Consider the following 13,536-nt stretch of genomic DNA (forward strand, 5'->3'; position numbering starts at 1 on the left):
ACGTGCTCCGGTCAGTTCTGCTTGGGCGCGGCACCGCCCTGCTGTTGATCCTTCGGCGCCATGATGATCGACACGCGGCCCTTGCTGTTCGCGCCGCTCTTGCAGCTTTCGACATTGGCGCGGCCCGTATCGAGATGCGCCGTCAGCTTGCAACCGGTGACGACATTGTCACCATCCGTCAGAACGACCTTCGAGCCTTCGAGAATCATGATCTGGTTTTTTGCGTCGTAACGACCGGTATCGCCGGTTGCGACCTGCGTGCCCGACTTCAGGTAGACCTTCCCGGAAATATCGATGTGATCGATACTCGACGAATCGAGGCCACCAACACCGGCGCTTGCCGGTTCCTTCGGGGCTTCGCCGTCCTTGGCCGCCTTGTTGTAATAGACAGTCATCAGACCTGCCTTCAACAGCGCGTCGCCCTGCGCCACGGAAACATTGCCGGTGAAAACCGCAACGCCTTCCTTGTCGCGCATTTCCAGCTTGTCGGCATCGATCTTGACCGGTGCCTTGCTGTTGGAAAGCTTGAGGCCGTTCACTGCGCCGCCTGCGGCTTCCTGTGCGGAAGCGGCAAAAGGAGCGGCAACGATGCCAAGCGCCAGAACTGCGAATCCTGCCCGCATCGTGCGAGCCATAGTGCCCTTGATCATCTTGCCCGTCTCACGTTCCATAAATTCAGTCCCCGAATGCAGGCGTCATGATGTAAACAACCTGCCTCCAGATGCAACATTAAGCACTTTGCCGCCAAATGGGAACATAAGGCTTTGCAAAATGCGTATAAAAAACAAATCCGCGCCGTGCCCGAAAATGGGGCTGAACGCCGGATATGCCGTTCTTTTGCACCCGGTCAGGGCGCCTTGTTTCCCGAAACCACGCTGCCGTCAACGGTCATCTGAACGCGGTTCTCAAAAATCAGAACCTTGCCGTTGTCCTTGACCTGCATGGTATCGGCCAGAATATGCGTATTTCCGCTGCGAATATCGACCGGCTTGTCGGTTGTGATCTGTCCGCTCTTCAGATTGACATCTGCCGAACGCATCACCGCACGCAAACCTTCATTCGTGGTTACGACAAAGTCCTTATCAAGTTGCAAACGACCATTGGCATTATCGTAAATGCCGGAGGCCGCCTCGACCTTTGCCGTGCCTCTTTCACCGACCGGCAGTTCCGCCTGAATGCCTTCCAGCGTGATGACGCCGCTATTTTTGGCATCCTGCGTCGCCTTGGAGGCGGTCATCGAATAGGGCTTGTTGTCCTTGGTGTAACCGTTGAGATGCGGGCTGGCCATGACGAGCTTGCCGTTCTCGCCGCCCGTATTCATCTCGACCTTGATCGGGGTCGCTGGCGTTGCCAGAAATGTGTACCAGGAAAACACCGCTGCAAGCGCGACGGCCGCGACCGGCAGGGCGGTTTTCAATACCCGCACCCGGATCGAATGGCGCTGCGCGGCATGAAAAAGCGACTCGGCCTTCTGGGACGCACCAAAACGCACGCCGCCCTTGCCGCGCCCGGAAGGGGCTGCGGTCTGCGCAACGGGGCTGTTTGTGGTGTCGGTTGTCATGACGTCCTTCAGATAATCCACGGCACTCAATTCAAGAAACTTCCGGTCAATAAACTTACGGTCGAGAAACACTCGCCCAGAAGACAGGCGCACGCCCGATGTAAGGTCCATTCCCTGTAATCAATAGGCGCTTTTTCATTTTAATATGGTTTATTTGGGATAATTTGATCGGATGCTCAATAGCAAGAAGGCGACACAAAATATCGCACCTGCCTCAAATTGAAAGACAAGCACGTCTATCCCATTGATATTTCACCACAATCAGCACCCACCTTAATTAGGTAGAATGCTAATCAACTCTTTGATACCACAAATTGCTCTTGAATTACAGCGCGCCGCAGGGCCGCTAAACTTGCAAATGAGCCCGGTTTTTTGACCAAAGACAGAATCTTTCGTCCCCATGTCATGACAATGCAGTTGTGCAGCACTATCTCTTTGAAATCTGTAGCAAGATCGAAGCTCTTGCCGCCCGACTGAATTGGGGGCACAAAGATCGCCAGAGTTTTCAGGATCGCCCCTCGGGGCCGGTCATATTGATAAAGACGATTGGATGGAAAAAATGGCCCAGGACGCCGAAGCACTGATCGAAAGACGAAAGCTGCGCCGCAAGCTGACCGTCTGGCGCGTGGCTTTTCTGCTTCTGCTCGCCGTTCTGATCGCCGGTTTCGCCTCATGGTCGATGCGCGGCGCCAATCTCACCCAGCCGCATATCGCCAAGGTGCGCATCGAAGGCACGATCTTCGAGAATGAGGAGCTTCTGAAGCGTCTCGACCGGATCGCCAAGAACGATGCGGTGAAGGGCGTGATTCTGGTTCTCGATTCGCCCGGCGGCACGACGGTCGGCGGTGAAGCGATTTTTGAAGCCGTGCGCAAGATCGCCGAGAAAAAGCCGGTCGTCACGCAGGTCGGCACGCTGGCGGCGTCTGCCGGTTATATGATCGCCAGCGCTTCGGACCATATCGTGGCGCGGCAGACCTCCATCATCGGCTCCATCGGCGTGCTGTTCCAGTATCCCGACCTTTCCAAGCTTCTCGACACAATCGGCGTCAAAGTCGAAACCATCAAATCCGCGCCGCTGAAAGCGGAACCCAATTATTTCAGCCCGGCCAGCGACGAAGCCAAGGGCATGATCCGCAACATGATCATGGATTCCTATGCCTGGTTCGTGGACATTGTGGAAAAGCGCCGCTCGTTTACGCATGAACAGGCGCTGGCGCTCGCCAATGGCGCGGTTTTCACAGGCCGTCAGGCGCTGGAGAAAAAACTTATCGATGGGCTTGGCGGTGAGGACGAAGCCGTGGCCTGGCTTGGCACCAAGGGCGTTTCCACCACTTTGCCGCGCCTTGAATGGAAGCCAGTCAACAGTGAAACGGGTTTTTCGCTGCGCGATCTCATCATCCATGCCGGTGCGCGGCTGATCGGTCTGCCGCAGGAAGCCGATAGTATGCTCAAGGGGATAGCAAAGGATCGCATCTTTCTTGACGGACTTCTCTCGGTTTGGCACGTTGACGGAACGCCAGATGCAAATTCAGCAAACTAACAATGTCCGGCGTCAAGGCCTGACAGCACATAACAGGAAACAGGGGTAAAGCCGTGATCAAATCGGAACTCGTTCAGATTATCGCCAGCCGCAATCCGCATCTCTTTCAGCGCGATGTCGAAAACATCGTCGGCGCGGTTTTCGACGAGATCACCAATGCACTCGCGGACGGCAACCGCGTCGAGCTGCGTGGCTTCGGCGCTTTTTCGGTCAAGAACCGCCCCGCCCGCAGTGGTCGCAACCCGCGCACCGGCGAAACGGTGGATGTGGAAGAAAAGTGGGTTCCCTTCTTCAAGACCGGCAAGGAGCTGCGCGACCGTCTCAACGGCGCCGTCTGATAGAAGATCATGCTGGCAAAACGTATTGTCGCAATCGTCATTCTGGTCCCGCTCGCGGTCATTCTGATCGCGCTGTCGGTTGCCAATCGTGCGTCCACGGCCCTGACGGTTGATCCGTTCAATCCGGGCAATCCGGCCTTGTCCTACAGCGCGCCGCTGTTCGTCTGGCTGTTTGGCGCGCTGCTCGTCGGCGTGGTGATCGGCTCTGCGGTGACCTGGTTGACGCAGGGCAAGCACCGTCGCCGCGTCCGTGACAGCAAGCAGGAAGCAGCCCGTCTGCTGGAACGTGCAGAAGCCGCCGAGAGGCGCAACACATCGGTCGCGAACACCTGAAACGCCCCCTCTTCGCAAGCCCGGAAGCGAAACTTCCGGGTTTTCCGGTCCTGAAAAGGCCTGCGCACGGGAAAGAACGTCGTTTTCCCCTTCCACACCGGCCTTGTTTATCCTACCTAGACCGCAATCACTGTGATTGGAGTTTCGGGTGAAAGCGCCAAAGGGAAAAGGCAAAAAGCCGTCGGGTGGCAAACAGGATCGCGGTTTTGAACGCGCGAAGCATGATGCGCCGCGTCATGAAAACAAGTTTGAATCCGCCAATCCGGGTAAAGGCCAGGCGTTCAAAAAGCCGCGTCCGCAATTTGCCAAGGCAGCGCCAAAGCCGGTAGCCGCCGAAGAACGCGAACGTTCCGCCGCCCCGCAGCGCGAAATCAAGCCCTATACCGGCCCTCGCCCGGGCGAGAAACTCCCGGTCATCCTCGAAACAGAACCGTCCGCCGATTATGCGCTGCTCGACAGCGGCAACGGGCTGAAGCTTGAGCAATACGGTCCCTACCGCATCGTTCGCCCGGAAGGTCAGGCGATCTGGCTGCCCAGCCTGCCGCAAAAGGAATGGGATCAGGCCGATGCGGTCTTCACCGGCAATACGGACGAGGAAGGCATCGGACGCTGGGCGTTCCCGAAAGTGCCGCTCGGCGAAACATGGCCGATGCAGCATGACGGCATTTCCTTCCACGGTCGCTTCACCTCTTTCCGCCATGTCGGCGTATTTCCCGAACAGGCCGCGCACTGGTCTTTCATGGATGGCCTTATCCGCGATGGCGTGAAATCCGGACGCAACGTGAAGGTGCTGAACCTGTTCGGCTATACGGGCGTTGCCTCGCTGGTTGCAGCCCGCGCCGGTGCGGAAGTCACCCATGTGGACGCCTCCAAGAAAGCCATCATCTGGGCGCGCGAAAATCAGGAAATGGCGGGCCTGTCGGACAAGCCGATCCGCTGGATTTGCGAAGACGCGATGAAATTTGTGGCGCGCGAAGAACGCCGTGGCAGTTTCTACGACATCATCCTGCTCGACCCGCCCGCCTACGGGCGCGGACCGAGCGGCGAAGTCTGGCAACTGTTCGAGCATCTGTCCGCCATGGTCGATACGTGCCGTTCGATCCTGACGCCGAAGCCGCTCGCCGTGATCCTGACCGCCTATTCGATCCGCGCATCGTTTTTCGCGATTCATGAGTTGATGCGCGACCGCTTCACCGGCCTTGGCGGCACAGTCGAATCGGGCGAACTTATTCTGCGTGAGCGTTCTGCTGGGCGCGCGCTTTCAACATCCATGTTCAGCCGCTGGGTAGCCAAATGAGCCGTAACGACGATTTTTCCAGAAACAGCGGTTCGCGCGGTGATCATTCAGGTGGGCACTCCAAAGTCGGTCAGGTGAAGGAAGTCACCAGCCTGACCAACCCGATCGTCAAGGATTTGCGCTCGCTGGCGCTGAAGAAATTCCGCGATCAGCAGGGCGTGTTCCTCGCCGAAGGGCTGAAGCTCGTCATCGACGCGCTGGAGCAGGACTGGCGCATCAAGACGCTGGTTTTCGCCAAATCCGGCAAGGGCAACAAAATGGTCGAGCAGGTCGCCGCCCGCACCTTCGCCAAGGGCGGACTGGTGCTGGAAGTGACCGAAAAGGTGATTGCCGCGATCACCCGCCGCGACAATCCCCAGGTGGTGGTTGGCGTTTTCGAACAGCAATACCAGCCTTTGGCAAGCCTCAGGCCCAAGCACAATGATGTTTATATCGCGCTCGACCGCGTGCGCGATCCGGGCAATCTCGGCACGGTCATCCGCACCGCCGACGCAGTCGGGGCAAAAGGCGTCATCCTGATCGGTGACACCACCGATCCCTATTCGCTCGAAACCGTGCGCGCCACCATGGGGTCGGTCTTTTCCGTACCGCTCTACAAGACGACGGAAAATGACTTCCTCAACTGGCGCAAGGGTTTCTCCGGTCTGATCGTCGGCACGCATCTGAAGGGCGCTGTCGATTACCGCACCATTCCCTATGCCAACAAGCCCGTCGTGCTGATGATGGGCAATGAGCAGCAGGGCCTGCCGGACAATCTCGCCAATGCATGCGACAAGCTTGCGCGTATTCCGCAGGCAGGCCGCGCCGATTCGCTCAATCTCGCCATCGCCACCGGCGTCATGCTCTATGAAATCCGCCGTGAGGCGCTTACCCTCGACGAAAGAGGTTAGTCATGAAGCGCCACGCGGTTCTGTCCTCGCTTTTCGTCGTCATTCTCACGGTTCTGATTGATCAGGGCGTCAAGCATCTGGTCGAAACCCGCATGGACTACGCCCAGCAGATCGACCTGCTGCCGTTTCTGGCGCTGTTTCGCACGCATAATGAAGGCATCGCCTTCTCCATGCTCGCCGGGCTGCACGATTGGGGTTTGGTGGCGTTGACAGCTGCGGTCATCGTCTTCGTGCTTTATCTCTGGTGGACCAATGCGCATGACCGCGTCTTTGCGCGCTATGGTTTTGCACTAGTGATCGGCGGCGCCATCGGCAATCTGATCGACCGCGTGATGCATGGCTATGTGGTGGATTATATCCTGTTCCACCTGCCGACATGGTCGTTTGCTGTCTTCAATCTTGCCGACACCTTTATCACCATCGGCGCGGCGCTGATCATTCTGGAAGAATTCCTCGGCTGGCGGCGCGAACGCGCTGCCCGATAAGCCACTCATATGACGCCCAATATATTGCGGGCACCCGGGTAACTTGATCGTTATTGGGCTTTCGCATAACGTGAAGGCTGTAATTTTAAAGACTTTTGAAGGGGATAAGCGGCGCCCAGCCGAAATGACACATTGGTGACACGCTTCTGTCATCCTCACGTAGCACTCGCTCTCTAGTACGTCGGCCAGATGCAGTTCAGGCTGCGCCGCCGACCTATAAATGAGAAGGCCGATTCCACTGCCTAATCGGTGGGAAAAGGTTCAGGAATACGTGAATAGACAAATCAGGAGCGAATCATCATGACAGTACTGCTTGGAATGGGCCAGCAAATCATTGATGATACGGTCATGTCAGGCTTAGAAGCACAACAGGCGCTATTCGCAACCGGTGAAGACCCGATCGTTCTCGGACGTATCGGCTCGCTGGAAGTGCGACTTGCAAACTCCCGTGAGGCCATCGAGGCCGCGCAGGAACTTCGGTTCCGCGTGTTCTTCGAGGAAATGGGCGCGCGCAAGGAATCCATCGAGGCCGTGGAGCTTCGCGATGCCGACCGTTTCGACACGATCTGCGATCACCTTCTCGTCTATGACACGGCCCTGCCAGTCCCTGAGCACCAGCAGATCGTCGGCACTTACCGGCTGATGCGCAGCGATCAGGCCGACAAGGCGCTCGGTTTCTATTCGGCGGATGAATATGACGTGCAGCGCCTGGCGCTGTCCCGCCCCAATCTCAAGCTGCTTGAGCTTGGCCGCTCCTGCGTGAAGGCGGAATATCGTTCAAAGCGCACCGTCGAGCTGCTGTGGCAGGGCGCATGGGCCTATTGCCGCCGCCATTCGATTGACGTCATGTTCGGCTGCGCTTCGTTTCATGGCGCGGTTCCTGCCGCCCACGCACTCGGCCTGTCGTTCCTGCACCAGAATTGCCGCGCCACGCCCGACTGGGATGTGCGCGCACTGCCGCATCGCTATCAGCCGATGGACCTGATGCCAAAGGAAGCGATCAACAACAAGGTTGCGCTGTTCTCCATGCCGCCACTGGTCAAGGGATATCTGCGCCTCGGCGCGATGATTGGCGACGGCGCGGTGATCGATGAGGCCTTCGGCACGACCGATGTGTTCATCATCCTGCCGATTGAGCGCATCTCCAGCCGCTACATCACTTACTACGGCGCTGAAGCAAACCGCTTCGTGTAGACTGTAGATATTCTGGTTCGAAAGCGCGTTTCGTTTTGATCGAGACGCGCTTTGGTTTTTCTCGCCAAACAAATCCGAGAAAGCAGTCTTCTTCAACTATAACGTCTGCAAATAGCGCTTTTCTCTGTATATACATGCACCGAGTATCGAATCGGACATACCAACCAAATGGAGAAATTCTCTCATCACACTGTTTCAGCTGCCAGTTACGAATTAGATTATATTCTCTATATTATCTAAGCATTTAAAATAGGAGAAATTTTATGCTTAGTAAATTAATTATTGCCGGTGCCATTTTAGTTTTTAGCATTCCCTACTCATTTTCCGCCGATAGAGGAATATTTGGAAATTGCAACGCAGTTAAAGGAACTACTGGAAAAGTTACATATGTATCTTTAGGGGTAGACGACGAAACAGCTGGTTACATCTCATTTCATTACGTAGACAATATAAGTAAAGCTGAAGACGACATTTCAGTTAAAGCTACGACGGGAGACTCGGGAGGCCATGAAACTTATCTGGCTTTAATGACCGCCGTTATATCAAATTTAGATTTTAAAATTGAACGTTGTTATTCTGATCAATTAGCTGGATTTAGTCTATTACCTCCAGTTAAAAAAGAGTCAGGTACTGAAAAATAGGCCATTTCATTTCCGTGGCCTGAATATTCTTATGGTATACTGCTCAAAATCTAATCAGATTCTTGACAGTTCCTTCAGCTTATAGATCAGGTCGAGCGCTTCACGGGGCGTCAGCTCGTCGGGGCTGATGCCTGCGACCGCTTTTGCAAGCTCACTGTCCTTTGCCGATGCTTGCGGTTTCGGCTTTTCCTGTTGCAGCACAACGGAGAAGAGCGGCAGATCATCGATCAGCTTGTCAGCCTTGCCGGATGTTTCACCCGCTTCCAACTGGTGCAGCACATCACGCGCACGGTTGACGACCGCTTCCGGCAGACCGGCCAGCCGTGCCACCTGCACACCGTAAGAGCGGTCGGCAGCACCCTTGGCCACTTCATGCAGGAAGACGACATCATTGTCCCATTCCTTGACCCGCATCGTGACATTGGAAAGCCGCTCCAGCTTTTCCGAAAGTGCGGTCATCTCGTGGAAGTGAGTCGCGAACAAAGCCCGGCAGCGGTTCTTCTCATGCAGATATTCCACCGCTGCCCAGGCGATGGAAAGCCCGTCGAAGGTGGCAGTGCCACGACCGATCTCATCGAGGATGACCAGCGAACGTTCGCCCGCCTGATTGAGGATTGCCGCCGTTTCCACCATTTCGACCATGAAAGTCGAGCGTCCGCGCGCCAGATCGTCGGAAGCGCCGACGCGGCTGAACAGCCGGTCCACCACGCCAATCTGAGCGGCGCCCGCAGGCACGAAGGAACCCATCTGGGCGAGGATCGCGATCAGCGCATTCTGGCGCAGGAAGGTCGATTTACCGCCCATATTCGGCCCGGTCAGCAACCAGATCGCGCCATTGCCAGCGTCGCTTTGCGGCGAGAGATCGCAATCATTGGCAACAAATGGATTGGCCGCCTGACGGCGCAGCGCCTGTTCCACCACCGGATGGCGACCGGCCACGATGTTAAACGACAGGCTGTCATCGACCATCGGGCGGCAATAGCCCTGTTCCTCGGCCAGCACGGCAAGGGCTGCCGAAACGTCGAAGACCGAAAGAGCGGCAGCGGCAGCGCGGATCGCATCGGCATGAGAGACGGCTTCCGCCGTCAGTTCTTCAAAGATGGCGAGCTCGATAGAAAGCGCCCGGTCGGCGGCGTTGGCAATCTTGCTTTCAAGCGCGGCTAGTTCCGTCGTCGTAAAACGCATGGCATTGGCCATGGTCTGACGATGGATGAAGCGCCCCTTGGCGGCATCCGTATCGGTCATCGCGCCGGAATTATTCGCCGTCACTTCGATGAAATAGCCAAGCACATTGTTGTGCTTGATCTTCAGCGACTTGATGCCGGTTTCCTGGATATAATCGGCCTGCAAACCGGCGATCACCCGGCGGGACTGGTCGCGCAAGGCGCGCATTTCATCCAGTTCGGTGTTGTAGCCCTCGCGCACGAAACCGCCGTCGCGCTTCAACAGCGGCAGCTCGTCGGCCAGCGCCCGGTCGATATGCACGGCAAAAGCCGCAGGCATGGCGTCGAGCGCATCCCGCGCCGCAGCCAGCTCTTCCGGCAAAAGCGCGCCTTCCAACAGCGAGACCAGCGTGCCCGCTGCCTCAAAACCGCGCTGCAACGCGCCCAGATCACGTGGACCACCGCGCCCCACTGCCAGACGCGACAGCGCGCGCGGCATGTCGGGCACGCCTTTCAGCTCTGCCCGCATTCCGTTGCAAAGCGTCTGCTCGCTGAGAAAGAACGACACGGAATCAAGCCGCAATGCGATTGCCTTGGGATCGGTCAGCGGCGCGGTGAGCCGCTCCGCCAGAAGCCGCGCCCCGCCGCCAGTGACCGTGCGGTCGATGGATTTGAGCAGGCTGCCATCGCGATTGCCCGACATGGTGCGCACCAGTTCCAGACTGGCGCGCGTGGCGGGGTCGATGAAGATCGTGCCGCCTTCATGCTCGCGCTCCGGCCGCATCAGCGGCGGACGCTCGGCAATCTGCGTCTTTTCGATATAGGCGATGGCGCCGGAAATGGCCGACAGTTCCGACCGGCTGAACTGGCCGAAACCATCCAGCGTGGCGACATCGTAATAACGTTGGATGCGCGCCTGCGCAGCCGCGCTGTCGAACAAAGTGGCAGGCTGCGGTGACACCGCCTTGCCGACCAGATCGAAAGCCGGGCGCAATTCGGGATCGTGAAACGCCGTATCGGCCACCACCAGCTCGCGCGGATCGACGCGCATGATATCGGCAAAAAGCCGCTCTTCCGTCGTTTCCGCCACGCGGAATGTGCCCGTGGAAATGTCGATCCAGGCAAGCGCCAGCGCGCCGTCTCCCTTGGTGCGGCCAAGCGCCATCAGGAAATTGGCCTCCGACGGATCAAGCAGTTTTTCTTCCGTCAGCGTACCGGGCGTCACCAGACGGATCACGTCGCGGCGCACCACGGATTTCGAGCCGCGCTTTTTGGCTTCCGCCGGGTCTTCCACCTGTTCGCAGACGGCGACGCGATAGCCCTTGGCAATGAGCTTTTGCAGATAATCGTCGGCGGCATGGACGGGCACACCGCACATGGGAATGTCTTCGCCCAGATGCTTGCCGCGCTTGGTCAGCGTGATGCCAAGTGCGCCCGACGCTTCCACCGCATCGTCGAAGAACAGCTCGTAAAAATCACCCATGCGATAGAACAGGAGCGAATCAACATTCGCCGCCTTTATCTCGATATACTGCTCCATCATAGGCGTGAGGCGAACAACCGTCTCCTGTGCGGCATTTTCTTCCGCTTCCGGCTTGTCGTTTTCGCCCCGCACGTCCATGCTATAAAACCTTATTTTGTTGCGTGTTTTGCACGACCAGCGTTATTAAATTACGCATTCGTTCGTTTTTGAATGAATAACTATTCCCAAAAGCGCTGTTTACACATTTCCAGACTGGCGCTATCGAATGCGACCGCACAAGATTCCGGAGGGAACATGCCAGTCTCGACGCCGAAGGGCAACACGCCAGAACGCACACCCACAGCCAGTGAGAAAGAAGCGCTCGACTTTCACGCGCAGGGCCGCCCCGGCAAGCTGGAAATCAACCCTACAAAACCGATGACCACCCAGCGCGACCTGTCGCTGGCCTATTCGCCGGGCGTGGCCGTGCCGGTCAAGGCCATCGCGGAAGACGCCGCGCGCGCCTATGACTATACGGCCAAGGGCAATCTCGTCGCCGTCATTTCCAACGGCACCGCGATTCTCGGCCTCGGCAATCTCGGCGCACTGGCGTCGAAGCCGGTCATGGAAGGCAAGGCCGTTCTGTTCAAGCGCTTTGCCGATGTCGATTCCATCGATCTCGAAATCGATACGACCGATATCGACGCCTTCATCAACGCTGTGCGTTATCTCGGCCCGTCCTTCGGGGGCATCAATCTGGAAGACATCAAGGCGCCAGACTGCTTCATCATCGAGCAGCGCCTGCGCGAGCTGATGGACATTCCGGTTTTCCACGACGACCAGCATGGCACCGCGATCATCGCTGCCGCCGGTCTGATCAATTCGCTGCATCTGACCGGACGCGACATGAAGACGACCAAGCTCGTCTGCAATGGCGCAGGTTCCGCGGGCATCGCCTGTATCGAGCTGATCAAGGCCATGGGCTTTGCGCCGGAAAACATCATCCTGTGCGACACCAAGGGCGTCGTCTATCAGGGCCGTGAAGAAGGCATGAACCAGTGGAAATCGGCGCATGCGGTCAAGACCGACCGCCGTTCGCTGACCGATGCGCTGAAAGATGCGGATGTGTTCTTCGGCCTCTCGGCCAAGGGTGCCCTGACCGAAGAGATGGTGCGCGCCATGGCGCCCAATCCGATCATCTTCGCGATGGCCAATCCCGACCCGGAAATCACCCCGGAAGAAGTCGCCCGCATTCGCGATGACGCCATCGTCGCCACCGGTCGTTCGGACTATCCGAACCAGGTCAACAATGTGCTTGGCTTCCCTTACATCTTCCGCGGTGCGCTCGACGTGCGCGCCACGACAATCAACGACGCGATGAAGATCGCCGCCGTCAATGCGCTGGCGGAGCTTGCCCGCGAAGATGTGCCGGACGATGTGGTCGCCGCCTATCAGGGCAGCCGCCCGCGCTTCGGCCCGAACTATATCATTCCGGTGCCGTTCGATCCGCGTCTGCTCGCTTCCGTTTCGGCAGCCGTCGCCAAGGCCGCGATTGAAACCGGCGTTGCCGGTCACATCATCACCGACCTTGAAGGCTACAAGAGCGAATTGTCGGCGCGACGCGACCCGATCGCCTCGACGCTGCGCGGGATTTACGAGCGTGTGCGTCGCCAGCCAAAGCGCATCGTCTTTGCCGAAGGTGAAGAAGAGCAGGTCATGCGCGCCGCCGTTTCCTATGTGAATCAGGGGCTAGGCACGGCCATTCTCGTCGGTCGCGACGAGCGCATCAAGGACACTGCCAAAGCCGCAGGCATGGACCTCGACCGCCCCGGCATCGAGATCATCAATGCGCGCCTTTCCAGCCGCAATTCGGCCTATGCCGACTATCTCTATGAGAAATTGCAGCGCAAGGGCTATCTGGCGCGCGATTGCCACCGCCTCATCAACAATGACCGCAATCATTTCGCGGCCTGCATGGTGGCGCTGGGCGATGCCGATGGCATGGTGACGGGCGTGACCCGCAACTACGCGGTCGGCCTGGAAGATGTGCGCCGCGTGGTCGATTCCAAGCCCGGCCATCGCGTGGTTGGTGTTTCCATCGCGCTCTGCCGCGGTCGCACCGTGTTCATCGCCGATACGGCCGTGCATGAAAAGCCGACCGCCGACGAGCTTGCCGATATTGCGGTGGAAGCCGCAGGCATGGCGCGTCGCATGGGCTATGTGCCGCGCGTTGCGCTCACCGCGTTCTCGACCTTCGGCCATATGGGCGGCGAAAGCTCGGCCCGCATTCAGGAAGCGGTGCGCATTCTCCACACGCGCCATGTCGATTTCGAATTCGACGGCGAAATGAGCGCTGATGTGGCGCTGAACCCTAAGCTAATGGAACAATATCCGTTCATCCGCCTGTCGGGTCCCGCCAATGTCATCGTAACGCCAGACAATCATTCGGCGTCGATTGCCGCCAATATGTTGCAGGAACTGGGCGGCGCGACCATTATTGGCCCGCTTTTGGTCGGTCTCGACAAGCCGGCGCAGATCGTCAGCATCGGCGCGAAGGATTCCGATATCGTCAATATGGCGGCTATCGCGGCCTATAACGCGACCAATTGAACATTAGAAAATACAAACAGAA

12 protein-coding genes are annotated in these 13,536 nt (G+C 57.8%); 9 read left to right on the forward strand and 3 right to left on the reverse strand.

The annotated features are described in order from the left end of the window. Nucleotides 1–11 precede the first annotated feature (11 nt). Nucleotides 12–671: an LptA/OstA family protein gene (locus FIC94_RS07495; protein ID WP_109368182.1), complete on the reverse strand. Its 660-nt coding sequence runs from the start codon at nt 669–671 to the stop codon at nt 12–14. 176 nt (nt 672–847) lie between these two features. Beyond that, nucleotides 848–1,561 carry an LPS export ABC transporter periplasmic protein LptC gene (gene lptC, locus FIC94_RS07500; RefSeq protein ID WP_109370146.1) on the reverse strand — a complete coding sequence of 238 codons (714 nt, stop codon included), beginning with the start codon at nt 1,559–1,561 and terminating at the stop codon, nt 848–850. Between the two features lie 559 nt (nt 1,562–2,120). On the opposite strand from lptC, the gene sppA reads away from it, so the two are divergent. The 8 genes from sppA (at nt 2,121) to FIC94_RS07540 (ending at nt 8,279) form a co-directional block, all read left to right on the forward strand. Further along, nucleotides 2,121–3,101, forward strand: a complete 981-nt coding sequence (sppA, locus tag FIC94_RS07505) for a signal peptide peptidase SppA (protein ID WP_109368181.1) — start codon at nt 2,121–2,123, stop codon at nt 3,099–3,101. Nucleotides 3,102–3,154: 53 nt separating this feature from the next. Beyond that, nucleotides 3,155–3,439, forward strand: a complete 285-nt coding sequence (locus tag FIC94_RS07510; protein WP_061344837.1) for an integration host factor subunit beta — start codon at nt 3,155–3,157, stop codon at nt 3,437–3,439. Between the two features lie 9 nt (nt 3,440–3,448). Next, entirely contained in the window at nt 3,449–3,772 is a 324-nt protein-coding gene (locus FIC94_RS07515; RefSeq protein WP_140024457.1) for a lipopolysaccharide assembly protein LapA domain-containing protein, read from the forward strand. 148 nt (nt 3,773–3,920) lie between these two features. After that, nucleotides 3,921–5,069 (forward strand): RsmD family RNA methyltransferase, encoded by a 1,149-nt coding sequence (locus tag FIC94_RS07520; protein ID WP_140024458.1) that lies wholly within the window; start codon nt 3,921–3,923, stop codon nt 5,067–5,069. Beyond that, the gene (locus FIC94_RS07525; protein ID WP_140024459.1) at nt 5,066–5,959 is read left to right on the forward strand and encodes a TrmH family RNA methyltransferase; all 894 of its coding nucleotides are present in this window, start codon (nt 5,066–5,068) and stop codon (nt 5,957–5,959) included. The genes FIC94_RS07520 and FIC94_RS07525 overlap by 4 nt, the downstream gene beginning before the upstream one ends. A 2-nt stretch (nt 5,960–5,961) precedes the next feature. Beyond that, the gene (lspA, locus tag FIC94_RS07530) at nt 5,962–6,444 is read left to right on the forward strand and encodes a signal peptidase II (RefSeq protein WP_109368177.1); all 483 of its coding nucleotides are present in this window, start codon (nt 5,962–5,964) and stop codon (nt 6,442–6,444) included. Between the two features lie 300 nt (nt 6,445–6,744). Beyond that, nucleotides 6,745–7,638 carry a l-ornithine N(alpha)-acyltransferase gene (olsB, locus tag FIC94_RS07535; RefSeq protein WP_180917927.1) on the forward strand — a complete coding sequence of 298 codons (894 nt, stop codon included), beginning with the start codon at nt 6,745–6,747 and terminating at the stop codon, nt 7,636–7,638. Nucleotides 7,639–7,901: 263 nt separating this feature from the next. Continuing rightward, nucleotides 7,902–8,279 (forward strand): hypothetical protein, encoded by a 378-nt coding sequence (locus tag FIC94_RS07540; RefSeq protein WP_140024460.1) that lies wholly within the window; start codon nt 7,902–7,904, stop codon nt 8,277–8,279. Between the two features lie 54 nt (nt 8,280–8,333). Here FIC94_RS07540 and mutS read toward each other — a convergent pair whose 3' ends face one another. Beyond that, entirely contained in the window at nt 8,334–11,063 is a 2,730-nt protein-coding gene (gene mutS, locus FIC94_RS07545) for a DNA mismatch repair protein MutS (protein WP_140024461.1), read from the reverse strand. Between the two features lie 156 nt (nt 11,064–11,219). Here mutS and FIC94_RS07550 point away from each other — a divergent pair, with 156 nt between their 5' ends. After that, on the forward strand, nt 11,220–13,514 hold the full coding sequence (locus tag FIC94_RS07550) for an NADP-dependent malic enzyme (protein ID WP_140024462.1): 2,295 nt from the start codon (nt 11,220–11,222) through the stop codon (nt 13,512–13,514). Nucleotides 13,515–13,536 lie beyond the last annotated feature (22 nt).

The organism is Ochrobactrum teleogrylli, from assembly GCF_006376685.1.
Lineage (GTDB): Bacteria > Pseudomonadota > Alphaproteobacteria > Rhizobiales > Rhizobiaceae > Brucella > Brucella teleogrylli.

Excerpts from the sequence above, each read along its gene's own strand:
- FIC94_RS07550 (WP_140024462.1), top strand. The coding sequence starts at position 11,220 with ATGCCAGTCTCGACGCCGAAGGGCAACACGCCAGAACGCACACCCACA.
- FIC94_RS07525 (WP_140024459.1), top strand. The coding sequence starts at position 5,066 with ATGAGCCGTAACGACGATTTTTCCAGAAACAGCGGTTCGCGCGGTGAT.
- FIC94_RS07515 (WP_140024457.1), top strand. The coding sequence starts at position 3,449 with ATGCTGGCAAAACGTATTGTCGCAATCGTCATTCTGGTCCCGCTCGCG.
- FIC94_RS07495 (WP_109368182.1), bottom strand. The coding sequence starts at position 671 with ATGGAACGTGAGACGGGCAAGATGATCAAGGGCACTATGGCTCGCACG.
- mutS (WP_140024461.1), bottom strand. The coding sequence starts at position 11,063 with ATGGACGTGCGGGGCGAAAACGACAAGCCGGAAGCGGAAGAAAATGCC.
- olsB (WP_180917927.1), top strand. The coding sequence starts at position 6,745 with ATGACAGTACTGCTTGGAATGGGCCAGCAAATCATTGATGATACGGTC.
- lptC (WP_109370146.1), bottom strand. The coding sequence starts at position 1,561 with ATGACAACCGACACCACAAACAGCCCCGTTGCGCAGACCGCAGCCCCT.
- lspA (WP_109368177.1), top strand. The coding sequence starts at position 5,962 with ATGAAGCGCCACGCGGTTCTGTCCTCGCTTTTCGTCGTCATTCTCACG.
- FIC94_RS07540 (WP_140024460.1), top strand. The coding sequence starts at position 7,902 with ATGCTTAGTAAATTAATTATTGCCGGTGCCATTTTAGTTTTTAGCATT.
- sppA (WP_109368181.1), top strand. The coding sequence starts at position 2,121 with ATGGCCCAGGACGCCGAAGCACTGATCGAAAGACGAAAGCTGCGCCGC.